Here is a 24,808-nt window from a genome sequence, read left to right on the forward strand (position 1 = left end):
TCGGCACGAACGGCCGCAGCATCATCAATGCAACGGCAACGATCGGCGATGGTTTCAACTCGACGCCTTCGTCGTCGCGCAGCATGGTCGGTGTCGGTGCAGGCATCATTCACCGGTTCTGATGCGGCTTTTGCCGGCTTTGCCGTATGAACGCTGCTTGACGTTTGCCTGAAGTGGTTTGACGTTTGCGTGAAGCAGGACAGGGCGCCGCGATTGCGGCGCTTTGTTTTTTGGGCGGGCACACATGTTGTATCGGTGTATGCGTGTGGCGCGGGACCGGCGCTTGCAACTCGCGTCGGCGGCTGAATCCTGCTTCATGACACGCCTGATCCGGCGTGACGACAGCAAACGGCCATCAACGGCGCGCATGATAGGCAGACGGCAACGACAGCCCGGCGGCATGAAGATGCTCAGCGGCTGCTACAATCCTGCGTCATTGCAATGAAGGTGAACACATGGGCTTTGAACAACTGGCGAAGCTGAGGGACGAACTCGCCAAGCAGGCAAAAGCGCAGCGCAAGGAAAAACAGGCTGCGGACACGCACGCTGCCCACCCGGGCAAGGATGCGAAGGCAAAGGATTCGAAGGCCAGAGACGCGCGCCCGGCAGGCAAGCCGGCCGCGAAGGCAGACCGGAAGCCGGCGCCCGCACGTCCGGCTCCGAAGCAGCAGAATCCCGTCGACCCCGTCGTCCATACCATCGGCAAACTGCAGAAGCGGTTTCCGCTGGCGTTTCCGAAGAATCCTGCGCCGAAGGTGGCGTTGAAAATCGGCATTCTCGACGATCTGCTCGCGCAGGCAGGTGAACTTAAGCTGACCGAGCAGGAAGTCCGCGATGCCGTGAGCACCTGGTGCCGTGGTAGCCGCTACTGGGCGAGCCTGACGGAAGGCGCATCGCGCGTCGATCTGACGGGCGCGGAAACGGGCAAGGTCACAGCGTCGGAATCCGCGTTTGCGCGTCGGCGTTCGGGCGGACGGACGAAACCGGCGACGGCGAAGGCTGCGGACAATGCGCCTGCTGTGGCTAAACCGGCGGATGAAGCGGCGGCTGCGCCCGCATCGGGCACGGACGGCAGTGAAGGCAACGCGCCCGCGGCAGATCAGGCTCAAGGCTGATTGTGGGTCGGCTTGGGCCGGCGTTGAAAGTTTGAGGTTGCGGGAAACGGTGGCGGGTTTGCTGCTGCCTGTTTGTGATTTTACATAAGATAAATTATCAACTTTTGGTCTGTAGGTCCCAAATAGAAATGTCGTGTTCTGGCTATTTACAGATGTCGTGTTTCTGAACGCTGCCAATCTGGCAGGCCGCGTGCCGGAGCAAGTGGTTACGAAGCCTGCCCCCGCATCGCCCGGTACTCTCGCCGGACGATATCCATCAACTCCGCAACGGACGTACTGACCGACTCCCGCTCATAAGTCACGCGTCCACGCTGCATCAGCATCACGCGGTCCGCGATATCGAGTGTCTGCGCGTAGTTGTGCATGATCATGATGATCGACAGACCGCCTTTCTCCTTGAGCCGCAGAATCAGGTCGATGATCAGCCCCGCCTCGCGCGCGCCCATCGCGGCGAGCGGTTCGTCGAGCAACAGGATCTTCGCGTTCGAATTGACCGCGCGCGCGACCGCGATGGCCTGCCGCTGTCCGCCCGACAATTGCTCGACGGGCAGATCCACGGAAGGCACGTGCACGCCGATCTCTTCGAGGCATTCCGCCGCGCGCGCACGCATCGCCTTATGGTTCAGCAGACGGAACGGACCGGGTCGAACGATCTCCCGGTTCAGGAACATGTTGTGATAGATGCTGAGCGAATTGGCGAGCGCGAGATCCTGATACACACATTCGATACCCAGCGCGCGCGCGTGATCGACCGAACGCAGCAAGGTCTCGTCACCGCCCAGAAAAAGCTTGCCGCTCGTCTGCTGATGAAAGCCCGTCAGAATCTTGATGAGCGTCGATTTACCCGCGCCGTTGTCGCCGAGAATCCCGAGAATCTCGCCCTGCCGCAGCGACAGCGAGACACCGTCGAGCGCCGTCACGGCGCCGAAACGCTTGACGATATCTTCTCCGCGCAACGCCTGGGCCGGTGACGACGACGGCATCGACGACATCACGATCCTCCCTTGCGCGCCAGACGAACGACGTGAATGTTGAAGATCATCGCCGCGAGAATCGCTCCACCCAGAATCATGTTGAACGTGAAGGCGTTGATGCCGATCAGCGTGAAGCCGTCGTTCAGAATGCCGAGCACGGCCGCGCCGATCAGCCCGCCGATGATCGTCCCCGAGCCGCCCGCGAGCGGCGTGCCGCCGATCACCGCGGCCGCCACGGCGAGGAACATGATCTGATTGCCGCCCGCTTGCGGATCGATCGACGAAATGCGGAAGCCTTCCAGAATGCCCGTAAAGCCCGCCAGCAACGCGGCGAGGATGAAATTGCCGAGCTTCAGACGGCGCACATGAATCCCCGCCTCGCTCGCGCCCAACGGATTCGCGCCCGACGCAATCGTATGGAGCCCCCAGCGCGTATGACGCAGCGTGACATGCATGATCGCGGCCAGCGCGATCGTCCAGATGATTTCGCTGTAGCCCCACGCGCCCATGAATTCGGCGAACATGCCGTCTTCGGGCGGCGACACGGGCGTGCCGCGAGAGATCGTCAAGGTGAAGCCGTTCACGAAGAACAGCGTGCCGAGCGTCGTCACGAACGACGGTATGCGCAGATACACCGACACCGCGCCGTTAATCAGCCCGATCACGCCCGCTGCCACGACACCGGCGATCACCGCGAGCCACGCGGGCGCGCCCGCCTCGTGCGCGAAATGCATTACGAACGGCGCGAACGCAAAGACCATGCCGGCGGACAGATCGATCTCGCCGCCGATCATCAACATGATCTCGCCGAACGCGATGATGGCGACGGGCGCGATGAACTGCGACAGATTCTTCAGACTCGCGTCCGTCAGCAGGAAGTCGTGGTTCGCGGTCTCGAAGTACGCGCACAGAATGATCGCAACCAGCAGGATGCGAATCTCGCTCGAGCGCACGATCGACCGCGACCATAGCCGCGGCCGTTGCGCTTTCGTTGTATCCGTCACGGAAGACGTCACCCCTTGATCGCTCCCGAACGCGGCACGATTTCAGGCTTCGTACTCTTGCCTTCGTAGCGTGTCGACGTGTTGAGATAGGGATCGACGGAACCCTTCGTCACGAACTTCAGGCCCGTATTCACGTTCGCCGGCCCGACGAGACCGCCCGACGCGAGATACACGAACGCCTGCATCACGGTATAGAAACCCTGCACATACGGCTGCTGATCGATCGTGAAATCGAGGAAGCCGTCGTGGATCAGCTGGACCGTGCGCGGCAGCAGATCGAAGCCGCCGCCATGCACGCCCTTCGACGGCAGGTTGTTCTCCTTCATCACCTCGGCGACACCCTGCGTGCTGCCGGCATCGACGGCGAACATGCCTTTCAGATCCTGATGGCCCAGATAGAACGACTTGATCTTCGACAGTTCTTCGTTGACCGTCGCACCCGTCGCGATGGTCTGTACATCGATCTTCTTGCCCGACTTCTTGATGGCGGCAACGGCGCCGTCGAGGCGCGGCTGGATGTTGAGCTGCCCCGGCGTCGCGATGAAGAGCCCGACCAGACCGCTGTCGATCAGACTCGCGATGCGCTCGCCCATCTGATAGCCCGACAGGTACAGATCCTGGCCGATATAGCTCAGCCGTGGATTCGACGAACCCTGCGGTGCATCGGCGTTGTACGCAAACACGGGAATGCCGGCGTCGAGCGCGGCCTGGATCGGCTTGTCGAACGCCTTCGGATCGACGATCGGCACGGCGATCGCGTCGGCCTTCCCGGCAATCGCGGCGTTGACGGCGTTGACCATCTCGGCGATGTCGGCGTTGGCCGAACCCGTCCACTGGTAGTCCATGCCGAGCAACGCCGTGGAGTCCTGAATGCCGTATTGCGTCGGGACAAAAAACGGATTCGTCGTCACGTGATTGACGAAGACGATCTTCCAGCGCTTGTGCGCGGGAAACGGCCCGCCCTCGGCAGCCTGCGCCGGCGTGACCACGCCGCCCAGCAGCGCCATTGCCGCTCCCAGCGCGGCGCCTTGCAGCATGCCGCGACGCATGCCCTGCACTTCGTCTTGGGGTTCCTGCTTTCCGGCCATGTCATCCTCCAGACTTTGAGTTATTGAATAACTTGCTGTGCATGACGGCGCAGGCGAGGAAAGCGCCGGTGCCGGGCGGCACCACACTTCACGAATCACGTGTGCATGCGCGTGCGCCTGACGACGACCTCGCGGAAAATCCTATATCACGGCCTTTGAGCGAATAATCAACGTATACCCTAAAAGTAGTCGGACTATTTCAGGGCGGCGTTGCCGCGCCCTGCCCGTGCCCAACCATTGGGACCGGATTGAGGCTCACGGACCCTCCGTCGACGCATCAATCGACGCATCAAAAAAGAAGGCCCGGAACAGGCGTCCGGGCCTTGCAGGCTTTCCGTATGGCTTCGTGACAAAGACGCGTCACTGCCCCGACGCATGCGATCGCAGATACGCGACATACCCATTCTGCGTCTTCAGAATCTTGTCAGCGCACTCGTCGTAATCGGACCCCTTGGCGTTGTCAGCGCCATACATCCCGCGACACTGCGCAAACAACGTGAGCGTCGCGCCGCCGGGTCTGGCCACCCGTGTCGCTGAGAAAGCCACCTTGCCCGAGCTGTAGGGAACGTCCGTTTCGATCGCCGATGCGTCGGCGCGCGTCACCGACGTATCCGAGTGCTGCTCGACATAGCGCTTCGTCGCCGCCCACGCGGCATCGCACTGCGCCTGTTCGCAATCGGCGGCCGCATTGTGCTGGGCGTCGGCGAGGCTGTTTTCGTTGTGGCGATACTGCTGCGCCTGCAGCGCTTCCTTTTCGGCGGACGAGCAACCCGCGAGCATGAGCGCAACGAGGGCAACGGGCGCGAAGGCATGGATCTTTTTCACGAGCAAGGCTTCCCTGGTCAGAGTCGAGCGCGATTATAGCCGCGCGCCTCGCGCATTCGCAGATCCGCCCGATGAGCGGCGCATGCTAATCCGTCTCGATGCCCAGCGCCGTGATCAGCCGCTCGCGCCTCGACAGCGCCTGTAGCGAGCGCTTGCCGAGATGCGTCGCAACCAGGTTCAGCAAGCCTTCGCAGAAGATCAGATACGCGCCCATGCTGTTGCTGAAGAAGCTGCTCTCGTGCGGTATCAGGAACGCATGACGCGCGGGCGGCACGAGCGGCGACGCGAGCGTATCGGTGATCGCGATCACGGTCATGCCCGCTTCCGCGGCCGCCGCGGCCGCATCGGCAACGCTGCGCGTATAGGGCGCGACACTCGATACGACCACCACGTCGCCCGGCTGCAACTGCGCGAGCCCTTCCGCCACGCCGAGCCCTTGTGCATCGAGCAGCGCGACGTCGGTGCGGATCATACCGAGCCCGTAGCACAGAAAACTGGCCAGCGAACTGAATTGCCGCAACGCATGCACGCGCACGCGCGGCGCGTCGGCGAGCAGCGCAGCCGCGCCGCGCAGGTCGGCCGGCGACAGGCGCGCGAGAAACGTCTCGACATTGCCGATCGATTCATGCGCGAGTTGCGCGACGACTTCGATTTCCGGCGATGTGCCGCCGTGAGCGGGCATCTGCATGCGCGCCTCTTTTCCGGCGACGAGCCGCTCGGCCTGATGCGTATAGAAGTGCCGATGGCGCTGTGCAAGGCTGTCGCGAAACACGCTCTGAAAATCCGCGAAGCCCGCATAGCCCAGCTTCGTGCAAAGACGCGTCAGGGTCGAAGCGTTCACGTCCAGCGCAGTCGCCAGATCCGTGATGGTGCGCACGGCGACTTCCTCCGGCCGTTCGAGCAGCTTCGCCAGCACCGTGTGCGCCTTGCCGCCGAGCGAAACGTCCGCCTCGTCGCGGCCGATGCGCACCACCAGCTCCCGCAGCCCGTCGACGCTGCGCGGCGCGCCGGCCGTCGCGCCGGGCGCCATCGCCTCGCTCTCCGTGGTGTTATTCGCGGCCTTGCGGCGCGTGTTGCGTTTGTCTGTGTCCATCGATGAACCGGTAGCGCGGCGGCGTCCCAGGCTGTTCATAAACGTCCCATTCTATGTGAGACGTCCGGATCACGATATCGGCCGTTGCGAGTGTGTTCTCGTCGTCGGGGTCGTCGGGCGCGGCGCGATAGATCGGCAGCGACGACGCGTCGTGCGTATCGGCGAGGATCGCAAGCGGATCGGGCGCGCGTCCCGCTTCGCGCGCTTCGTTCAGCAGCGCATCGCCGCGCCGCTGACGGTCGCGCGAAGAATCCGTCACGATCTGCGCGAACCCGCTCATCGCCGGGTGAATCGCGTGATTCGCATGCAGCGACGGCTCGCCGATCTCGCGCACCGAGCAGCCCTGCGAGCTGAATTCGACACTGACCAGGACGGGATGCGCGCGATGGCCGAGCGTCAGATGGAAGCCGCCTGCACGCGGGTTGTCGTGCAACACGGCAACGGCCGCGTCGAGCGTCGACGCATCGAGCACGGCGCGCGTGAGCACCATGCGCGGCACGCCCGCATCGACACCGCGCTGCCGCAGATTGTTGACCGTGACGGCAAGGCCCGCCTCCGTCACCGCGAATGTGTGCCCCGGCAGCGAGCCGGGATACACGAAGGCCGCAAAACCCGGACTCCCGTCGATACGGCATTCGGCGATCGCGCAATGTCCCGCGAAGCCGGGGTCGCCGTCTTCGTTATGAACGATGCGGGCAATGCGCCGGTCGACGTCCGCCGGCAATTGCACGGTGGTGCATCCATCGGGCGAGGCGGCCCATACGTCGCCGCGGCAGTTCCACAGGAAGACGTCGTCGAACGGCACGCGCAGGCCGTCCGCGAGTCCCTGCAACTCCGACCAGATACGCGGAAAACGTTGCTGGACGTGCGCAGCCATGGCAGCCGCCAGCGGCGAACCGCGCCATTGCATCACCTCGTGCCACGCAGCGGTGTGCAACAGATGACGATGCACGGCCGACGCGCCGAAGCGCCCCAGCGCCTGACCCGCCTCGTAAGGCGAGCCCGAAACTTCGATCAAACCAAGTGCAGGCATGTGAGCACAATCATTCGACATGTTGAAGAAAATCGCGCAAGCGCTGATTCGGCGGATTGTCGAGCAGTTCGACGGGCGGTCCGTCGACGGTGATGTGGCCGTGCTCCATGAAAATCAGCCGCGTGCCGACCTTGCGCGCGAACGTCATCTCGTGCGTCACGACGACCATCGTCATCCCCTCCTCCGCAAGCGACTGCATCACGCGCAGCACTTCCTGGCGCAGCTCGGGATCGAGCGCGGAAGTCGGCTCGTCGAACAACATCAGCTTCGGCTTCACGGCGAGCGCGCGCGCTATCGCGACACGCTGCTGCTGGCCGCCCGACAACTCGCTCGCGTAGTGACTCACACGGGAAGCCAGTCCCACTTTCGCGAGCAATTCTTTCGCGAGCGACTCCGCCTCTTCCTTGCCCATGCCGCGCACCTGGCGCGGACCGAACGCGACGTTTTCGAGCGCCGTCAACTGCGGGAACAGATTGAACTGCTGGAACACCATGCCCGCTTCCTTGCGGATTTCGCGGACCTTCCTCGTTCCACCGAGCACGCTGATTCCATCGACGATCAGATCGCCGCCGTCGATCTGCTCCAGCGCATTGATACAACGCAGCAGCGTCGACTTGCCCGAACCCGACGGGCCGATCAGTACGACGACCTCGCCCGCGCGGATGTCGAGATCGACGCCGTCGAGCACGGTCGTTTGCCCGAAGCGCTTCGTCACCTTCCTGAATTCCACCATGTTCGCGAGCGCGTTCATAGCATCCGCATCCTCTTTTCCATCGTGCGCAGACAGAATGTCAGCACGCCGATCATGCACAGATAAATCGCGGCCACGGCCGTCCAGATTTCAACCGCCCGAAAATTCGAGGCCATGATTTCCTGGCCCTGGCGCGTGAGTTCGCCGACGCCGATCACGATGAACAGCGACGTGTCCTTCAGGCTCACGATGAACTGGTTGCCGAGCGAAGGCGTCATGCGCCGGATCGCAACCGGGCCGATCACGAACGCGAGCACGCGCCACATCGGCATGCCGAGCGCGAGGCCCGCTTCCTTCAGGCCGCGCGGCACCGACAGAAACGCGCCGCGTACGATCTCGGCGATATAGGCGCCCGAGTTCACGACGATCGACACGACGGCGGCCGTCATCGCATCGACGCGCACGTTGAGCAGCACGGGCAGCGCGAAGTAGATGAACATCACCTGCACGACGATCGGCGTGCCGCGCACGAACTCCACGTACACGAACGCGATCTTCTGCATCAGCGCGTTGCCGTACGCGCGCATCAGGCCGAACAGGAACCCGACGGCAAGGCCGCCCGCCAGGCCCACCACGGTAATCAGCACCGTCAGCTTTGCGCCCTGCAGCAACGCAGGCAATGCATTGATGACGACGGACAGATCGAACTGCATGGCTACTCTCCCGCTGCCGATGTTGTTCAGGACTTCGCCGGCTCGACGCCGAACCACTTCTTGTAGATCGCCGCGTAACGGCCGTCAGCCTTGATCTTCGCGATCGCCGCATTGACCTTCGGCACGAGCGGACTGCCCTTCGGGAACGCGATGCCGTATTGCTGCGCCATCATTTGCGGCCCGACCGCTTTCACACGCCCCTGGCCCGCCGTGTGGATGTAATAGAGCACGTTCGGCGTATCGTGCATCGCGGCATCGACGCGCCCCGTTTGCAACTCCAGATACGCGTTGTCGATGTTCGGGAACTGGCGCAGATCGGTGCCGGCGAAATGCGCCTTCGCGTAGTCCGCCGCCGACGTGCCCGTCTTGATCGCGAGCGACTTGCCCTTCAGATCGTCCGGTCCCTTGATCGTGCTCGCGGTGGGCACCATCAGCATGAAACCGCTGTCGTAGTAGCCGTCGGAGAAGTCGATCACCTTCTTGCGCTCGTCCTTGATCGTGATGCCTGCGAGCGCGACGTCGACGTTATGCGTCTGCAGTGCGGGCAGGATGCCGCTGAAGTCCATCGGTTGCAGCTTGTAGTCGAGCTTCAGGTCTTTCGCGACGGCTTCCCACAGGTCGATGTCGAAGCCCACGTACTTGTCGCCCTGCTTGAATTCGAACGGCACGAACGCCGTGTCGACGGCAACCAGCAGCGTCTCGGCATGCGCCGCTTGACCGAGGACAGATACGGCGACGAGTGCGGCCGCAGCCAGCTTTGCTACGAGTTTCATGACGATCCCCTTGCGTGGTGAGTGGATGAAGGGTTGATGAAGGGATGGCGACCGGTTTGGTTGCAAGCCGATTTGCGCTGAGTATCTTTGTGCAAAATAATTTGCGCAATAGGGGTGTGCGCAAATTTGATTGCAAAGTGGGTATACCCTGGTGGGAGGTGTCGACCGGTTCTGTCTGCCCCTCGATGGGCAGCGGCCATGAGCGCGCGTGCTGGCGCACTCGATGCGACGAAGCATGGCGCTTCCGTCTGCGCAAATCCAATGCAAAACGCGCGCTCCGCCGGAGGCGGAACGCGCGTTCGTTACTGCTGCGCGCGAGAGACGCGCGCGCGATACGTCACATCATGCCGTACATCGCGTGCGGCGAATCTCGCCCGGCTCGCGCCGCTTAGAAGCGGTGACGGATACCGACGGTGCCGACCACTTGCGAATCGGTCGACGATGCGCTCACGCCGACGATGTGCGCCGTGATGCCCGAGCTACCCGTGCTGCCGACGTGCTGATAAGCCGCTTCAGCATAGACATCGGTGCGCTTCGACAGTGCGTAGTCGGATTGCAGCGTGAGCTGGTGGTACTTCGGATCGACGCCTTGCAAGCTTGCTTCGGTGTACGTGTACGCACCCGACAGCGACCATGCCGGCGTGATTGCGTAGCGGCCGTTCAGTTCGAAGTTCGTGAAGTGCGCGCCTGCGCCGTTCAGCGTGAAGCCGCTCGACGACGTCGAGCCCGATGCCGACTGGCTGATCGCCGTCGCGTTGGCGAGTTGCGTCTGCGTGAACACGAAGCCGACGTTTGCCGGGCCGAACGCGTAGCTGACGCCTGCGCCGTACGTGCGTTGACGCGAAGCCGTGAAGGTCGTGTCGGTGCTCACTGCGCCGCTCGTGTTGCTGGAAGCGCCGCCGCCGTTCAGTTGCAGGTAAGCCGCTGCAACCTTCAGGCCGCCGAATGCGTACGTTGCGCCGACGCTGTATGCGCGGTTGTTCGCGAAGCCATCAGCCTGGTTCGAGAAGCCGTACATCGCGCCCAGCTTGAAGCCAGCGTAGTCGATGCTCTGATACTTGACCGAGTTGCTGACGCGGAACGAGTTGTTCAGGTTGTCGTTGTCGTACGGGTGCGAAGCCAGCGTGCCGCCGTATTGCGTGCCGTTCAGCGACAGCGGCCCCAGGTTGTCGACGAGGTTGTCGTACTGACGGCCGAGCGTCACTGCGCCGTACTGGTTGCTGGCGAGACCGACGAATGCCTGACGGCCGAACAGACGGCTGTTCTGGCCCATGTTGCCATTCGACAGGTTAAAGCCGCTTTCCAACGTGAAGATCGCCTTCAGACCGTTGCCGAGATCTTCCGAGCCGCGCAGGCCCCAACGGTTGCCGTTCAGGATGCCGCTAGCCTGCTGGAAGTTGCTGCTGCCGTGAGCATTGCTGGTGTACGTCAGGCCCGTATCGAGCAGGCCGTAGAGCGTCACCGAGTTTTGAGCGTGTGCTGCACCAGCCGTGGCGAACAGCGCGAGCGAGAGGGTCGAGAGTACGAGCTTTTTCATCTTTTCTCCATTATTCCGATAACGAATGCTATCGTGCCGCGGAGAATATCTGATTGAATTGGGATTGCGACTTTGTCGTTGTGTTTTAACCACCACTTAAAAGCTTTCTCAATCTTCCCTGTAACGCCATTCGTAATTCAGATGATGCAGAGGTAGATGTGAAATGGGGCGCATCCCTCTCGCGGAAGCGCCCCAAGTGCCCAATTCTAGCTGTTCCCGGAATACAGGCCTGCGGATTTTATGAGCTGACCGTTGAAGCAGCAAGTCGCGCACTGCGCATTTTCCTTTCTCATTCTTATAATTGTAAGAAAACGCAATAAAATAACTCGATTTAAATACCATTTAAATCTGGCAATAATCAATTGTCGATTCGAACTATTGTCTTTTAAAGAATTCCGGACGCCGCGCGCTTCAATACCGGCATGCCCCACGCCCGCTTGCCCGCCAGCAGGCATCTGAAAGCGACCGCTGTTACTATCGGGCGCTCCACGCCAGCCCAAGTGGTTCATGCGCGCGGGCTGCCGCCCCTCCAGCAACCTCCATCACGCCGACAAAAAGAGACCTCTCGTGCATCTCACCCCAGCCTTGACCCCGTGGTCTGCCCACGACACACGCCTCATCCTCTCGTGCGCGCTCGGGCTCGTGCTCATCATCGTGTTCATCAGCGCGCTCAAACTCGCGCCGTTCCTGTCGATCCTGATCGGCACGTTCGCTGCGGGCTTCACCGCGCAGCTTCCGCTCGAAGCCGTGGCGAGTTCGTTCAGCAAGGGCGCGGGCGCATTGCTCGGCGACGTCGGCATCATCATCGCGCTCGGCGCGATGCTCGGCGCGCTGATGGCCGATTCGGGCGCGGCCGACCGGCTCGTGTCGACCATCCTCGAACACTCGACGCCGCGCCGCCTGCCCTGGCTGATGGCGCTCGTCGCGATCATCATCGGCTTGCCGCTCTTCTTCGAAGTCGGTCTCGTGATGATGGTGCCCATCATCTTCGTGATGGCGCGCCGCTCGCAGCAGCCGATCCTGCGCATCGCGATTCCCGCGCTCGCCGGCATGACGACGCTGCACGCGCTCTTGCCGCCGCATCCCGGTCCGCTGATCGCCGTGAGCGCGCTGCATGCCGATCTCGGCATCACGCTCGGCCTCGGTCTGATCGTCGCGATTCCCGCCGTGATACTCGCGGGTCCGCTGTATGGCATGGCGCTCTCGAAGCGCATGCAGATCGCCGAGCCCGAAGAAATGGGCAAGCTGTTTCGCGCCGAATCGACGCAAACGGCGTTGCCCGGTTTTGCCGTCTCGCTGATCACGATCCTGATGCCCGTCGTGCTGATGCTCGGCCGCACCGTTGCAAAACTCGCGCTCGAAAAAGACACACTGGCCTTCGACACACTCGACTTTCTCGGCGAGCCGATCATCGCGCTCGGTCTGACCGTGATCTTCGCGATCGTCGCGCTGGGCTGGTCGCGCGGCATGTCGCGGGAACGCGTCGGCGGCATCCTGCGCAAGAGCTTGCCGCCCATCGCGGCGCTGCTGCTGACCATCGGCGCGGGCGGCGGCCTCAAGCAGACGCTCGTCGCAGCGGGCATCAGCACGACCATCGGCAAGATCGCCGTCGGCGCGCACATGCCGCTGCTGCTGCTCGCGTGGCTGATCGCCGTCGCGCTGCGTCAGGCAACGGGTTCCGCGACGGTCGCCACCACGACGACGGCGGGCATCGTCGCGCCCGTCGTCGCCGGTCTGTCGGCGACGCACAATTCGCTGATGGCGCTCGCGATCGGCGCGGGTTCCGTGTTCTTCTGCCACGTGAACGACGCGGGCTTCTGGATGGTCCGCGAATACTTCGGGCTGCAACTGAAGCAGACCGTGTTCGTCTGGTCGGTGCTGCAGACTATCGTGTCGGTGGTCGGGCTGGGGTTGACGCTGGTGTTGTGGGGGGTGTTGGGCTAAGGCTGCTCAACGTGCGCCGCTCAGTCCCAGAACCTGCAGATACGTGTCGAGCGAGCGCTGAACCGCTTGCGCGACGAGTTGTGTGATCTCGGTGTAGTTGCCCGTCACGCACGCTTCATCCAGCGAATCGTAATCGGCGAGGCGATCTTCCTTGCGGATGATGGCGGGTGGATAACCCGCCTTCATCAACTGGAAATTCAGCAGCAGGCGTGCCGTGCGGCCGTTTCCATCCACGAACGGATGGATCTTGACGAACCGCGTATGGAGCTCGGCTGCGCGCGCGATCGGGTGCATGCCCTGTGCCTCGACATGCCACTCGACGAGCGACGCCATTTCCTGGGGTAGATGAAGAAAGTCGGGCGGTGTGGTGCTTGCACCTGCAATCACGACGTTTTCCTGTCGATATCGTCCGGCTTCACCGTCATCGATACCCTTCAGAACGAGACTATGAATGTTCCGAATTTGCCATTCGGACAATGGCTCGCTCTTCGCGACTAGTTCTTCCACATAGAGAATCGCATCGCGATGATTGGTCGCTTCGAAGTGTTCGCGCAGCGACTTGCCGCCAACCGTAATGCCCTCCAGCACGACCTTGGTTTCACGCAACGTGAGCGTGTTGCCTTCAATCGCGTTGGAGTGATAGGTCCACTCCAGCGCCAGTTTCTCGCGCAATGTGGCAAGCGAATGCTTGGGCAAAGGGTGAGCCGCGTCGAGCTTCGACTTGTCGTTATCGATTGCCTCGAATGGCGCGGTAGGTGGGAGCGTCATCTGTGTTCGGAGCGCGAATGGTATGCCGGATCGATCGTGCGCATGGGCGAAATCATAGCATCGCCCTTGCGGCGTGCGCCTCTCGTTGAATCCGGGTCAATCGACGATCTCCGGCACATCGATCGCCCGCTTCAACACATCCACGAACGCCTGCACCGTCTGCGGCAGCGTGCGCCCGGCCATCGTCTGAACCTGCAGCGTGCGCTGATGCAGCGCGGGGTTCGTGATCGGAATCGCCGCCAGCCCGTCCACCTCGAGCCGGCTGCGTACGGTCAGATAGCCCGTCAGCGTGACGGCGTCCGTGAGACGCACGAAGCTTTGCAGCGCCGCATGATAGTTGCTGACGAACACCGGCTCGAAAATCAGCCCTTCCAGGCTGCATGAAATATCGAACAACTGCCGGATCGTCACGCCCTGGTTGTCCATCGCGAGCGGCCACGGCGTGAGGTCTTTCAGCGACACCGCTTCACGCCCGGCGAGCGGATGTCCGCGCCGCACCAGCGCGTAGATCGGCGCGCGCTGCGAGTAGTGCACGTCGATCTCCTTCTCCGGCGCGATGCTGAAACAGACGGCGATATCGGCCGTCCCTTCCCGCACCCGCTGCGTCGCCACGGAAGGCGCGGACACGTCGAGCTGAAAATGCGTCGACGGATACGTCTTCATAAAATGCGCGAACACCTGCGGCAGAAAATGCGGCGCGACGCCCTCCGAACTGGCGACGCGTATCGTCGCGCGCCCCTCCTCCGCGAGCCCGCGAATCTCGCCGACCACGCGCTCGGCTTCGAGCAGGCTGCGCCGCGCATGCTCCGCCAGCAGCCGCCCCGCGTCGCTCAATACCATGCCGCGCGGACGCCGCTCGAATAGCGGCGTGCCCAATTCCTCTTCGAGCTTGCCGATCTGCCGGCTCAACGCCGACACGGCCACGAAGAGCCGCTCCGAAGCCTTGCTCAGCGACCCGCTGCGGGCCACTTCCAGGAAGTAACGCAGTGCCGTGTTGTCCATGTCCGCTTTGCCGTTTCGGCAACGTTTGGTCGCAAATATTGTAATTGTGCAGAAATATCGGCGGCCGCAGCATCGGTTCGACTGCTTATCCATGAACCCGCGCCGACGCCGGTGCGACGCACAGGAGACTTGCCGTTGACTCGTGACATCGCCATTCAAAACGCGGCCGACCAGTACGATTCCGGCCATTTTCTCGACGATTTGCGGCGCCGCGTCGCGTATCGCACGGAAAGCCAGGAAGCCGACAGCGGCGCACGGCTACGCGCTTATCTCGACGAAGAACTGACGCCACTGCTCACGCAATGGGGCTTCACCTGCCGTGTCGTCGACAATCCCGCGAAAGGCGCAGGCCCGTTCCTGATCGCGCACCGTCACGAAGACGACTCGCTGCCGACCGTGCTCAGCTACGGCCACGGCGACGTCGTGCGCGGCTACGACGCGCAGTGGCGCGAGGGCCTCTCGCCGTGGGACGTGACCGTCGACGGCGAACGCTGGTACGGCCGCGGCACGGCCGACAACAAAGGCCAGCACAGCATCAATCTCGCCGCGCTGAAGGCCGTGCTGGATGCGCGTGGCGGCAAGCTCGGCTTCAACCTGAAGCTGCTGTTCGAAACGGGCGAGGAAGTCGGCTCGCCGGGTCTGCATGCGCTGTGCACGCAACGGCGCGACGAACTCGCTGCCGACGTGCTGATCGCGTCCGACGGCCCGCGCCTGTCGGCACATCGCCCGACGCTTTTTCTCGGCTCGCGCGGTCTCGTCAACTTCAAACTCGAACTGACGCTGCGCGAAGGCGGCCATCACTCCGGCAACTGGGGCGGCCTGCTGCGCAATCCGGGCATCGTGCTCGCGAACGCGATTGCGTCGATGGTCGACACGAACGGCAAGATCCTGATCGAAGGGCTGCGTCCGCCGCCCATTCCCGACGCCGTGCGCCGTGCGTTGTCGGGTATCGGCGTGGGCGGCAATCCGGGCGAGCCCGGCGTCGATGCCGACTACGGCGAGCCGGGCCTCACGCCGACCGAGCGCGTGTTCGGCTGGAACAACCTCGAAGTGCTCGCGTTCCGCACGGGCAATCCGGACAAGCCCGTCAACGCGATTCCGCCGTCGGCCGTCGCGTACATGCAGATCCGCTTCGTGGTCGGCACGGACTGGCGGAACCTCGAATCGATCGTACGCAGGCATCTCGACGAACACGGCTTCGGCATGATCGAACTCGACGTGGAGCGCGGCGCGCCCGCGACGCGCGTCGATCCCGACAATGCGTGGGTGCAATGGGCGCTGCGCTCGCTGCGTCACACGACCGGCGACGAACCCGTGCTGCTGCCGAACCTCGGCGGCACGCTGCCCAACGATGTATTCGCCGACGTACTCCGCATGCCGACGCTGTGGGTGCCGCACTCGTATCCCGGCTGCTCGCAGCACGCGCCGAACGAGCATCTGCTCGGGCCTGTCGTGCGCGACGGGCTGCGCATCATGGCCGGTCTCTTCTGGGACCTCGGCGCCCAGGAAGCCGGCGCAACCAATCCCGCACCGCATGTTTCGACCACCCCCGCATGAGGACGTCGCAATGAACATGGATTCCGTCACCGCGCATCATCCCTCGCATTCGTCGCACGAGTCGCACGATGCCGCTTCGTCCGCCACCTCGGGCAAGGGCGTCGCGCGCCTGATCGTCGCCACGTCGATCGGCAATGCACTTGAGTTCTACGACCTGATCGCGTACGGCTACTTCGCGACCACGCTGTCGAAGCTGTTCTTTCCGGTGCACGACGCAACGGTCTCGCTGCTGCTCACGCTCGGCACCTTCGCGCTGTCGTATCTCGCGCGGCCGATCGGCGCGCTCGTGCTCGGCTCGTATAGCGACCGCAAGGGCCGCAAGGCGTCGCTGACGCTGTCGATCGCAATGATGACGCTCGGTACGGGCATGGTCGCGCTGATGCCGACTTACGCGACGATCGGCCTGCTCGCGCCGATCGGCATTTTCGTGTCGCGCCTGCTGCAGGGCTTCTCGGCGGGTGGCGAGTTCGGCAGTTCGACGGCCTTCCTGATCGAACACGCGCCCAAGCGCAGCGGCTTCATGTCGAGCTGGCAGTTCTCCAGCCAGGGCGCGAGCACGCTGCTCGCGTCCGCGTTCGGCGCAGTGCTGACGGGCATGCTCACGCAGCCGCAGCTCGAAGGCTGGGGTTGGCGCATTCCGTTTCTGTTCGGCATGCTGATCGGTCCCGTTGGGCTGTATATCCGCCGTCGCATCGACGAAACGCCGGAATTCGAGCGCACCGAAAAAGCCGAGTCGCCCGTGCGCGAACTGCTCGCGACGCAGAAGTCGCGCGTGCTGGTGTCGATCGGCGCGCTCGTGCTGACGACGACGGCCAACTACATGATTCTCTACATGCCGACGTACGCCTCGCGGCAACTCGGCCTCGCGCCGTCGTCGGGCTTCATCGCGACGCTGATCGCCGGGTTGATCGTCACCGTGCTCACGCCCTTCGTCGGTCACTGGTCGGACAAGGTGGGCCGCACACGCATCATGCTCGGCGCGGGCGCGTTGTTCTTCGTGACGGTGTATCCCGCGTTCATGTTCATGAACGCGCACCCGTCGTTGCCGACGCTGCTCGCCGCCGTCATGTGGGTCGCGCTGCTGAAAGCCACCTACTTCGCGCCGATTCCGGCACTCATGGCTGAGCTCTTCCCGACCCGCACACGCACCACGGGCATGGCGTTCGGCTACAACATCGGCACGACGATATTCGGCGGCTTCACGCCGCTCGCGGTCGCGTCGCTGATCGCCGCGACAGGCAACAACCTCGCGCCGGGTCTCTATCTGATGATGGCGGCCGTCGTCAGCCTGTTGACGCTGGTGTGGGCACGGGCGCGGCTGAACGCACATTGAGCCGGATGAATCGAATCGAATGAATCACGAGGAATACGCACGTATGCAAGCCGATTTGCCGCAGGAACTCCAGGAGGCGATCCAGTTTTCGATCGATCACGAATCGCCGTGGGACCGCAACGCCGATGGCAAATTCGGCGTGCATGTGAACGACCCGCCGCCGTGGAACCGGCTGCTCGGGCCGATTCATGACCGCGGGCCCGTGTCGGGCGCCGTGGCCGTCGATGGCAGGCTGCTCGCGACATGGGGCGAGCCGGATCGCGCCGATCTGACGTTCAGCATCGCGAAAACGTACCTCGCGCTGCTGGCGGGCGTCGCGCACGATCGCGGCCTGCTGCCCGATCCCGACGAACCGGTGCATGTGCGCGTGCCGGGTTTCGGTTTCGACGACACGCACAACGCCGCTATCACGTGGACCCAACTGTTACAACAGACGAGCGAATGGCAAGGCAGCTGCTTCGGCCTGTCCGATCAGGCCGATCACTACCGCGCGGTGACCTTCGGCGATCCGCCCGCCGGCCGCAAGGGCGACCTGCGCCCGCTGCAATCGCCTGGTACGTACTGGGAATACAACGACGTGCGCATCAACCAGTTGTCGCTGGCGCTGCTGCATCTGTTCGGCAAGCCTTTGCCCGAGGTTTTCCGCGAAGCCATCATGCGGCCCGTGGGCGCGAGCGAGCACTGGCAATGGGTCGGCTACGACGATGCGTGGCTCGAAGTCGGCGGCCGCCGTGTGCAGTCGGTGCCGGGCGGCTCGCACTGGGGCGGCGGCATGTCGGTGAGCGCGAACGATCAGCTGAAAGTCGCGCAGATGCTGCTCGACGACGGACTCGCCGACGGACGCCGCGTGCTGTCAGCCGAATGGATCGCGCGGATGCGCACGCCCTGCGCGCTCGCGCCGTACTACGGCCATCTGGTGTGGCTCAACACTGCGCGGCGCGTGTTTCCCAGCGTGCCCGAGTCGAGTTACTTCGGCGTCGGCGCGGGCAGTTCGTTCATGTGGATCGAGCCCGAGCGACGCATCGCGCTGATCGTGCGCTGGCTCGATTCACAGTTCGCGGACGCGTTCTTCGGCAGGATGCTGGGCGCGATCGATACGGTGTGTTCGCGCTAGCGCTGCACGCGCCTGACCCAACACGCTACATCGCCCGCGCGACGATCAACGGATCGACCGAGCCGATCACATCGAGGTTGCGATTCGCATACGGCAGTTTGTGCAACACGAAGCGCATCGCATTGAGCCGCGCCCGCTTCTTGCAATCGGAGCGTACGACGGTCCATGGCGTGTCAGCGGTGTCGGTGTGCGCGAACATCGTCTCCTTGGCTTGCGTGTAGTCGTCCCATTTGTCCAGCGACGCGAGATCGACGGGACTCAGCTTCCATTGTTTGAGCGGATGAATCTGGCGCTCCTTGAACCGCCGCGCCTGTTCCTCGCGGCTCACCGAAAACCAGAACTTCACGATATGGATGCCGCTTTGGGCGAGATGCCGCTCGAATGCCGGCACCTGCCCCATGAACTCGGTGTACTCGTTTTGCGTACAAAAGCCCATGACCCGCTCGACGCCCGCGCGGTTGTACCACGAGCGGTCGAACAGCACGATCTCACCTGCCGTCGGCAGATGCTGAACGTAGCGCTGGAAGTACCATTGCCCGCGTTCCAGTTCGGTCGGCTTTTCGAGCGCGACGACGCGTGCGCCACGCGGGTTCAGATGCTCCATGAAGCGTTTGATCGTGCCGCCCTTGCCCGCTGCGTCGCGACCTTCGAAAAGAATCATCACGCGCTGCCCCGATTCGCGCACCCATGCCTGCAGCTTCAACAGCTCGACTTGCAAGCGGTACTTCTGCTTTTCGTATGCCTTGCGCGACATCAGGTTGAGATACGGATAGCCGCCTTCGCGCCATGCGGGCGACAACTCGTCGTCGGGATGACGGCGCTTGCCCGTCGTCCAGGCGGCAGGATCGCCTTCCAGCAGCAAAGCACGCAGCGCGCTCACCTCGTCGGCTGACATGCCGTCCATCACGGTCTTCACCGAGTCGAGCAGCGTATCCGCGTTCTGCGTCGCGCCCGCTTCGATCACCGACTGCATGCTGTTCGCAAGCAGATCGTTGGCGGCAACCGCCGCTTGATGCGTATGTGCAAGTTCCGCGGCCCTCGCCGTGTGTCCCGGAATCACGTCGCCGCGCGAAACCTGGCGCGCCCCCTGGGTTGATTTGTCTTGCTGCGCGGTCAACTTCATGAACTCCCGATTGCGTTGAAATTCGGACGGACCCCGGCGCACGCCTCCAACGACACGCGACACGCGGCCCACGACAAGGTACGCGTCAAGCCGACGTCTGCGCCTGTCGGAGGATCGTGTAGAGGCTGTCCTTGAGACGCAGCTTTTCTTTCTTGAGGACTTCGATGCTGCGGCTGTCGCCCGGCACATTCCCCGCTTCCATGTTGCGAACCTGATGGTCCAGTTCATTGTGGCGTTCGAAAAGCCGCGCGAAATGCGCGTCTTCTTTCTTCAGGCGCGAGATCAGATCGCGATACTCGGGAAACATGGCACCTCCTCACACGGTCACAGGCAAGCAGCTAGATTCAAGCTTGCGTTCATTTTCTCACCGTGGCGGAGCTTCGCAATTACTATGTATGACTAATGACTGTGTCATGTGGTCGCATCTGAAATGCGCTCGATGAATGCGCGCCGCGCGTGACGGGCGGCGCACCACTGCAAGCTTCACTGACCATCCAGCGACATGAGGATGCGATGCGCGGCAGCCACGCGATCCGCAATCGGGAAATTGCGGTTGCCGAGAATCACGATGCCGATGTGCCGCGCCGGCACGAACGCCACATACGAACCGAAGCCATTGGTCGAGCCCGTCTTGTTGATCCACACGTTTTCCCGCGGCGCAGCGGGTGGCTCGATGCTCTTGACGGGCGTGGCGTCGAGCGCCATCGACGGCGCGTTGCCTTCCAGCAGCGCGTTCAGCGTGACGGGATACGGGTATTGCTCCCAGATCAGATCCTGCGTCATCGGGCCGGCCTGGAAGTAACCTGTGTGCGTCTGCGTGATCGCGCGCTGCAGGTCGCTGTCGAGCCTGACGAGCTTCATGTTGGCTTCGATGAAGCGCAGCATGTCGGCCGCCGTCGATTTCACGCCATACGCCTGCGCCGCCAGCACGCCGCCCGCCATGCGGATCGGTTTGCCGTCTCTGGTATAGCCTTGCGCATAGTCGGCCTTCCTGCCGTCGGGGACGTCGATGAAGCTGTTCTTCAGTTCGAGCGCGGGGAAGAGCCGCTGCTCGACCAGCACCGTGAAATCCTGTCCCATGCTCTTCGCCGCGATCAGACCGAGCGCACCGATGCCCGGATTCGTGTAGGTCCGTACCGTGCCGGGCGCATACGTCGGGCGCCATGCCTTGAAGTAGCGCATCAACTGGGCGTCGTCGTGGATGTCGTCCGGCACCTGGAGCGGAAGAACGCCCGGCGTGTGCGTGCCGAGATTCAGCAGGCTCAGCTTGCCGAACGGTGTGCCATGCAACGCGGGCAGATACTTGCCGACGTCGTCGCCCAGTGACAGTTGTCCGTCGACCTGCGCCCACGCGGTCAAGGTCGCCGTGAATGTCTTGCTCACCGAGCCGAGTTCGAACAGCGTCGCGTCGGTGACGGGCTGGCGCGATTGCGTCGATGCGACGCCGTAGTTGAACACCTGTGCACTGCCGTCGACGATCACGCCGACCGCCACGCCAGGGATGCGGTCTTTGGCCATCATGGGCCGGATCGCTGCGTCGACGGCCTGTCTGACACGCTCTTGCGGCGCGTCCGCCGCCGCGTGGCCGACACCCGTCACGCACAGCGCACACAGCAGCGCCGCGATGCGCGCGCCCATCGTTGCGAATCTCATCTGCGATGTCATCAGCGGATCTCCCGTTCAGACATGCGCAACCAGCGCGCCGACCTTCGCGATTGCCGCATCGCGCTGCGCCGCGCCCGCCTTCGTCGCGCCCGTCAGATACACCGCGACGAGAAGCGGCGGGCGTCCGGCAGGCCAGACGATCGCGATATCGTTCGAGGTGCCCCGCTCGCCCGTGCCCGTCTTGTCGCCGACCCGCCATTCCTTCGGCAAGCCCGCGCGCAGCCGCGCATCGCCCGTCTTGTTGGCGACGAGCCACGCCGTGAGCTGGTCGCGCGATGCAGCGGACAGATGCTCGCCAAGCAGCATCGCACGCAGATCGGCGAGCATCGCTGCGGGCGTCGTCGTATCGCGCGGATCGCCTTCTATCGCTTCGTTGAGCGTCGGCTCGTTGCGATCGAGGCGAGTAACCGTATCGCCGATGTCACGCGCGAACACCGTCAATGCCGCCGGCCCGCCGATGCTCTCCAGCAGCAGATTGGCGGCCGTATTGTCGCTGCGCGTGAGCGCGGCTTCGCACAGTTCCCCTACCGTCATCCCGTCGCCGCCTGCACGCGGACCGCTGACGGGCGAATTCGCGACGACGACCTCCTTCGTGTACACGATCCTGCGCCCGAGTTCTTCTTTGCCTTGATCCTTGCGCGTCAGCACGGCCGACGCGAGCAGGAACTTGAACGTGCTGCACATCGGAAAGCGCTCGTGCATGCGCCAGCCTGCCTGCCTGCCGTTTGCCGTATCGAGGATCCCGACACCCAGACGGCCGCCCGTTTGCGCCTCGATCTGCGCGAGCTGTTTTTCCACGGCGCCGCCGTGCGCCGCGCGCCGCTGCGCGGACGCGGCCGCGCCGGCGCCGAACGCCTGAGCCGCAACGCCAGCTAACCCAGCGCCAGCCAGCGTAATGGTGAAATCTCGCCTCGTAACCATTGCTCCTCCTTGAAGAGCCGCCACTATCGCGTTTCCGTAGCCGTGTGACAAACGATGATAAATTGCTCGAAGCCCCTCTCGAACATGCGACCTTATCTCCCCCTGAACGCGCTGCGCGCGTTCGAATCGTCGGCCCGGCATCTGAGTTTCACGCGCGCCGCGCTCGAACTGAACGTCACGCAGGCGGCCGTGAGTCAGCAGGTGCGCACGCTCGAGGAGCGGCTGGGCGCGACGCTTTTCAAGCGCCTGCCGCGCGGACTCGCGATCACGGATGAAGGACTCGCGCTACGCCCCGTGCTGAGCGATGCATTCGATCGTATCGAAGCCGTGCTACGGCAGTTCGAAGGCGGACATTTCCATGAGGTGTTGACAGTCGGCGCGGTCGGCACCTTCGCGGTCGGCTGGCTGATGCCGCGTCTGAAGGCGTTTCATGACGCGCATCCGTTCGTCGAACTACGGCTGATGACGAACAACAACCTCGTCGATCTCGCCGCGGAAGGTCTCGACTTCGCGATCCGCTTCGGCGACGGCACGTGGCCGGGCTCGCGCGCGTCGAAGCTGTTCGACGCGCCGCTGTCGGTGCTGTGCACGCCGGAGATCGCGCAACGCCTGCATACGCCCGCCGATCTCGCCGGCGAAACGCTGCTGCGCTCGTATCGCGCCGACGACTGGGCAAGCTGGTTCGCAGCCGCGGGCCTTGCGCCGCGCGCCGTGCGCGGCCCCGTGTTCGACTCGTCGCGGCTGATGGTGGAAGCGGCGATGCAAGGCGCAGGGGTCGCGCTCGCACCGGCAGCGATGTTCGAACGCGATCTGTCGATGGCACGCCTCGCGCGTCCGTTCGATATCGACGTGCACGCGGGCAGCTACTGGCTCACCTGGCAAAAGGCGAAACCGGCGTCGCCCGCGATGCGCGCGTTCAGTCAGTGGCTTGCGAAGGAAGCCGAAGAAGTGGCCGAAGGCATCGAGCCGTCAGGCGAAGCGTCGTGATACACGCCTCGCGCGGTAACGCATCGCATCACATCTCGGTCAGATGCGCAGCCGCCGATGTCTCGCGTGGCTGCCCGCCGATCTTGATGTGCGGCACCATCATCACCGACAGCACCGCGCCCACACAGATCACGAAGATCGACAGGAACGTCAGATGCAGCGAATGATGCAGCGCCGCGCGCACCATGTCGTTGCCCGCCAGCGCGGCCTGTGCCGCGCCCGGTGTTGCATCGAGCAGCGAGCGCAACTGGTCGGACGTGATCGACATGCCCTTGAAGTGGCTGAGCCCGAAGTTCAGCACGGCACCGAAGATCGCCGCGCCGAGCGTGCTGCCCAGGTTGCGTGAGAACAGGTTCGATGCCGTGGCCGAACCGCGTTGCTGCGGCTGCACGATCTCCTGGATCAGGATCAGCGAACTGACGCTGACGATGCCCATGCCGAGCCCCATCACCAGCGAGCCGACGCCCGCCGTGACGGGCGAGCCGTCCGGTTGCAGCAACGCGAAGGCAATCGCGCCGAGCGGCAGGAAGAAGCTGCCCGCCACCATCGTGCGCCGCAATCCGAGCCGGTGGAACGACTTCGCGGTGAACGTCGCGCCCGACGGCCAGCCGAGCATCACCATCGTCAGCGCAAGCCCCGCGACCACGGGCGACTGATGCAGCACGCCCTGCACGTACATCGGCAGGAAGGTGGTCAGACCCATCAGCGCCATGCCGGACATCACGGTCGCCGCATTGCACGCAGCGATGGGGCGTTGGCTCCATAGCGCGAACGAAATCATCGGCTCGGACACGCGCCGCTCGTGCCACACGAACAGCACACCTGCCACGACGCACAGCGCGACTTCGAACAGCGCGCGGCCATCGTTTTCCGAGCCGGCGTCCGTGAGCGCCATCATCAGCGCGCCGATCGCGATCGTGAAGAGCACGGCGCCCATGATGTCGATGGACGGACGCTGATGACGCTTCTCTTCGTGCAGATACGTGATGAAGCCGAACGCGGCCAGAAAGCCGATGGGCACGTTGATCCAGAAGATCCACGACCATGACAGATCGCGGATCAGCAGGCCTCCCGCCATCGGACCGATCACGGCCGAGATGGCCCAGACGCTGGCCAGATAGCCCTGGATCTTGCCGCGCTCGCGCGCCGGATACAGGTCGGCGACGATGGTCAGCGTGACCGGCTGGATCGCGCCCGCGCCCATGCCCTGTATGAGACGGAACGCGATCATCGCGGGCATCGACCACGCGAAGCCCGCGCCGATCGAACCGATCAGGAAAATAGCGATGCCGACCAGCACGGTCGGCTTGCGGCCGTACAGATCGGCGAGCTTGCCGAACACGACGGTCATCGCCGTCTGCGCGAGCAGGAACGACGAGAAGACCCAGCTGTAAAGACGCAGGCCGCCGAGTTGCGTGACGATTTGCGGCATCGCCGTCGAGACGATGGTGGCCTCGATGGCCACCATCGCCATCGACGCCATCACGGCCGCGATGACGAGATGACGCTTCGTCTGAGGATGATTCGACATGGGGGGCTGTAATTGTG

At 63.7% G+C, this 24,808-nt stretch carries 23 protein-coding genes; 6 read left to right on the forward strand and 17 right to left on the reverse strand.

What is annotated here, in order from left to right; all coding sequences use genetic code 11:
* Nucleotides 1-455: 455 nt before the first annotated feature.
* A complete protein-coding gene (locus G3N95_RS34525) occupies nt 456-1,115 on the forward strand; it encodes a ProQ/FinO family protein (RefSeq protein ID WP_205974567.1) in 660 nt (219 codons plus the stop codon).
* A 206-nt stretch (nt 1,116-1,321) separates the two neighbouring features.
* Here G3N95_RS34525 and G3N95_RS34530 read toward each other — a convergent pair whose 3' ends face one another.
* From G3N95_RS34530 to G3N95_RS34575, 10 genes are all read right to left on the reverse strand, one after another.
* Complete coding sequence (locus tag G3N95_RS34530) at nt 1,322-2,107, reverse strand: ATP-binding cassette domain-containing protein (protein ID WP_205974568.1); 786 nt, start codon at nt 2,105-2,107, stop codon at nt 1,322-1,324.
* Nucleotides 2,107-3,093, reverse strand: a complete 987-nt coding sequence (locus G3N95_RS34535) for an ABC transporter permease (protein WP_346778435.1) — start codon at nt 3,091-3,093, stop codon at nt 2,107-2,109. The genes G3N95_RS34530 and G3N95_RS34535 overlap by 1 nt, the downstream gene beginning before the upstream one ends.
* 8 nt (nt 3,094-3,101) lie before the next feature.
* Nucleotides 3,102-4,181 (reverse strand): sugar ABC transporter substrate-binding protein, encoded by a 1,080-nt coding sequence (locus tag G3N95_RS34540; protein ID WP_205974570.1) that lies wholly within the window; start codon nt 4,179-4,181, stop codon nt 3,102-3,104.
* Between the two features lie 360 nt (nt 4,182-4,541).
* A complete protein-coding gene (locus G3N95_RS34545) occupies nt 4,542-5,006 on the reverse strand; it encodes a hypothetical protein (RefSeq protein ID WP_205974571.1) in 465 nt (154 codons plus the stop codon).
* Between the two features lie 85 nt (nt 5,007-5,091).
* Nucleotides 5,092-6,099: a MurR/RpiR family transcriptional regulator gene (locus G3N95_RS34550; protein ID WP_205974572.1), complete on the reverse strand. Its 1,008-nt coding sequence runs from the start codon at nt 6,097-6,099 to the stop codon at nt 5,092-5,094.
* The gene (locus G3N95_RS34555) at nt 6,056-7,132 is read right to left on the reverse strand and encodes a C45 family peptidase (RefSeq protein WP_205974573.1); all 1,077 of its coding nucleotides are present in this window, start codon (nt 7,130-7,132) and stop codon (nt 6,056-6,058) included. The genes G3N95_RS34550 and G3N95_RS34555 overlap by 44 nt, the downstream gene beginning before the upstream one ends.
* A gap of 10 nt (nt 7,133-7,142) precedes the next feature.
* Entirely contained in the window at nt 7,143-7,883 is a 741-nt protein-coding gene (glnQ, locus tag G3N95_RS34560; protein ID WP_277398059.1) for a glutamine ABC transporter ATP-binding protein GlnQ, read from the reverse strand.
* Complete coding sequence (gene glnP / locus G3N95_RS34565; protein ID WP_205974574.1) at nt 7,880-8,536, reverse strand: glutamine ABC transporter permease GlnP; 657 nt, start codon at nt 8,534-8,536, stop codon at nt 7,880-7,882. The genes glnQ and glnP overlap by 4 nt, the downstream gene beginning before the upstream one ends.
* Before the next feature lie 26 nt (nt 8,537-8,562).
* Entirely contained in the window at nt 8,563-9,309 is a 747-nt protein-coding gene (gene glnH / locus G3N95_RS34570; RefSeq protein WP_205974575.1) for a glutamine ABC transporter substrate-binding protein GlnH, read from the reverse strand.
* A gap of 388 nt (nt 9,310-9,697) precedes the next feature.
* Nucleotides 9,698-10,846 carry a porin gene (locus tag G3N95_RS34575; protein WP_205974576.1) on the reverse strand — a complete coding sequence of 383 codons (1,149 nt, stop codon included), beginning with the start codon at nt 10,844-10,846 and terminating at the stop codon, nt 9,698-9,700.
* A gap of 567 nt (nt 10,847-11,413) precedes the next feature.
* On the opposite strand from G3N95_RS34575, the gene G3N95_RS34580 reads away from it, so the two are divergent.
* Nucleotides 11,414-12,790, forward strand: a complete 1,377-nt coding sequence (locus tag G3N95_RS34580; protein ID WP_205974577.1) for a gluconate:H+ symporter — start codon at nt 11,414-11,416, stop codon at nt 12,788-12,790.
* A 6-nt stretch (nt 12,791-12,796) separates the two neighbouring features.
* Here the strand turns inward: G3N95_RS34580 and G3N95_RS34585 are convergent, their stop codons facing one another.
* Nucleotides 12,797-13,558: a Fic family protein gene (locus G3N95_RS34585; RefSeq protein WP_205974578.1), complete on the reverse strand. Its 762-nt coding sequence runs from the start codon at nt 13,556-13,558 to the stop codon at nt 12,797-12,799.
* Nucleotides 13,559-13,654: 96 nt separating this feature from the next.
* Nucleotides 13,655-14,560 (reverse strand): LysR family transcriptional regulator, encoded by a 906-nt coding sequence (locus tag G3N95_RS34590; protein ID WP_205974579.1) that lies wholly within the window; start codon nt 14,558-14,560, stop codon nt 13,655-13,657.
* Nucleotides 14,561-14,695: 135 nt separating this feature from the next.
* Between G3N95_RS34590 and G3N95_RS34595 the strand changes: the two genes are divergently transcribed.
* Genes G3N95_RS34595 through G3N95_RS34605 form a run of 3 tightly spaced genes read left to right on the forward strand, consistent with a single transcriptional unit; the run spans nt 14,696 to nt 18,564 of the window.
* Entirely contained in the window at nt 14,696-16,117 is a 1,422-nt protein-coding gene (locus G3N95_RS34595; protein ID WP_205974580.1) for a M20 family metallopeptidase, read from the forward strand.
* Between the two features lie 10 nt (nt 16,118-16,127).
* Nucleotides 16,128-17,450 carry an MFS transporter gene (locus G3N95_RS34600; RefSeq protein WP_205974581.1) on the forward strand — a complete coding sequence of 441 codons (1,323 nt, stop codon included), beginning with the start codon at nt 16,128-16,130 and terminating at the stop codon, nt 17,448-17,450.
* 43 nt (nt 17,451-17,493) lie between these two features.
* Complete coding sequence (locus G3N95_RS34605) at nt 17,494-18,564, forward strand: serine hydrolase (protein ID WP_205974582.1); 1,071 nt, start codon at nt 17,494-17,496, stop codon at nt 18,562-18,564.
* A 25-nt stretch (nt 18,565-18,589) separates the two neighbouring features.
* Here the strand turns inward: G3N95_RS34605 and ppk2 are convergent, their stop codons facing one another.
* From ppk2 to bla, 4 genes are all read right to left on the reverse strand, one after another.
* Nucleotides 18,590-19,687, reverse strand: coding sequence for a polyphosphate kinase 2 (gene ppk2 / locus G3N95_RS34610; protein WP_241019117.1), 1,098 nt, complete (start codon nt 19,685-19,687; stop codon nt 18,590-18,592).
* An 85-nt stretch (nt 19,688-19,772) separates the two neighbouring features.
* Nucleotides 19,773-19,994, reverse strand: a complete 222-nt coding sequence (locus G3N95_RS34615; RefSeq protein WP_205974583.1) for a YdcH family protein — start codon at nt 19,992-19,994, stop codon at nt 19,773-19,775.
* A 176-nt stretch (nt 19,995-20,170) separates the two neighbouring features.
* Nucleotides 20,171-21,340 (reverse strand): class C beta-lactamase, encoded by a 1,170-nt coding sequence (ampC, locus tag G3N95_RS34620; protein ID WP_205974584.1) that lies wholly within the window; start codon nt 21,338-21,340, stop codon nt 20,171-20,173.
* Between the two features lie 27 nt (nt 21,341-21,367).
* Complete coding sequence (gene bla / locus G3N95_RS34625) at nt 21,368-22,273, reverse strand: class A beta-lactamase (RefSeq protein ID WP_205974585.1); 906 nt, start codon at nt 22,271-22,273, stop codon at nt 21,368-21,370.
* Nucleotides 22,274-22,357: 84 nt separating this feature from the next.
* On the opposite strand from bla, the gene G3N95_RS34630 reads away from it, so the two are divergent.
* Nucleotides 22,358-23,260, forward strand: coding sequence for a LysR family transcriptional regulator (locus G3N95_RS34630; protein WP_205974586.1), 903 nt, complete (start codon nt 22,358-22,360; stop codon nt 23,258-23,260).
* Nucleotides 23,261-23,288: 28 nt separating this feature from the next.
* Here G3N95_RS34630 and G3N95_RS34635 read toward each other — a convergent pair whose 3' ends face one another.
* Nucleotides 23,289-24,791 (reverse strand): MDR family MFS transporter, encoded by a 1,503-nt coding sequence (locus tag G3N95_RS34635; protein ID WP_205974587.1) that lies wholly within the window; start codon nt 24,789-24,791, stop codon nt 23,289-23,291.
* Between the last annotated feature and the right edge of the window lie 17 nt (nt 24,792-24,808).

The sequence above is a fragment of the Paraburkholderia sp. Tr-20389 genome (assembly GCF_017104565.1).
Classification (GTDB): Bacteria; Pseudomonadota; Gammaproteobacteria; order Burkholderiales; family Burkholderiaceae; genus Paraburkholderia.

Coding starts and splice junctions, on each gene's coding strand:
- G3N95_RS34525 (WP_205974567.1), top strand. CDS start 456: ATGGGCTTTGAACAACTGGCGAAGCTGAGGGACGAACTCGCCAAGCAG.
- G3N95_RS34530 (WP_205974568.1), bottom strand. CDS start 2,107: ATGTCGTCGATGCCGTCGTCGTCACCGGCCCAGGCGTTGCGCGGAGAA.
- G3N95_RS34540 (WP_205974570.1), bottom strand. CDS start 4,181: ATGGCCGGAAAGCAGGAACCCCAAGACGAAGTGCAGGGCATGCGTCGC.
- G3N95_RS34550 (WP_205974572.1), bottom strand. CDS start 6,099: ATGGACACAGACAAACGCAACACGCGCCGCAAGGCCGCGAATAACACC.
- G3N95_RS34555 (WP_205974573.1), bottom strand. CDS start 7,132: ATGCCTGCACTTGGTTTGATCGAAGTTTCGGGCTCGCCTTACGAGGCG.
- glnQ (WP_277398059.1), bottom strand. CDS start 7,883: ATGAACGCGCTCGCGAACATGGTGGAATTCAGGAAGGTGACGAAGCGC.
- glnP (WP_205974574.1), bottom strand. CDS start 8,536: ATGCAGTTCGATCTGTCCGTCGTCATCAATGCATTGCCTGCGTTGCTG.
- glnH (WP_205974575.1), bottom strand. CDS start 9,309: ATGAAACTCGTAGCAAAGCTGGCTGCGGCCGCACTCGTCGCCGTATCT.
- G3N95_RS34575 (WP_205974576.1), bottom strand. CDS start 10,846: ATGAAAAAGCTCGTACTCTCGACCCTCTCGCTCGCGCTGTTCGCCACG.
- G3N95_RS34585 (WP_205974578.1), bottom strand. CDS start 13,558: ATGACGCTCCCACCTACCGCGCCATTCGAGGCAATCGATAACGACAAG.
- G3N95_RS34590 (WP_205974579.1), bottom strand. CDS start 14,560: ATGGACAACACGGCACTGCGTTACTTCCTGGAAGTGGCCCGCAGCGGG.
- G3N95_RS34600 (WP_205974581.1), top strand. CDS start 16,128: ATGAACATGGATTCCGTCACCGCGCATCATCCCTCGCATTCGTCGCAC.
- G3N95_RS34605 (WP_205974582.1), top strand. CDS start 17,494: ATGCAAGCCGATTTGCCGCAGGAACTCCAGGAGGCGATCCAGTTTTCG.
- ppk2 (WP_241019117.1), bottom strand. CDS start 19,687: ATGAAGTTGACCGCGCAGCAAGACAAATCAACCCAGGGGGCGCGCCAG.
- G3N95_RS34615 (WP_205974583.1), bottom strand. CDS start 19,994: ATGTTTCCCGAGTATCGCGATCTGATCTCGCGCCTGAAGAAAGAAGAC.
- ampC (WP_205974584.1), bottom strand. CDS start 21,340: ATGAGATTCGCAACGATGGGCGCGCGCATCGCGGCGCTGCTGTGTGCG.
- bla (WP_205974585.1), bottom strand. CDS start 22,273: ATGGTTACGAGGCGAGATTTCACCATTACGCTGGCTGGCGCTGGGTTA.
- G3N95_RS34630 (WP_205974586.1), top strand. CDS start 22,358: ATGCGACCTTATCTCCCCCTGAACGCGCTGCGCGCGTTCGAATCGTCG.
- G3N95_RS34635 (WP_205974587.1), bottom strand. CDS start 24,791: ATGTCGAATCATCCTCAGACGAAGCGTCATCTCGTCATCGCGGCCGTG.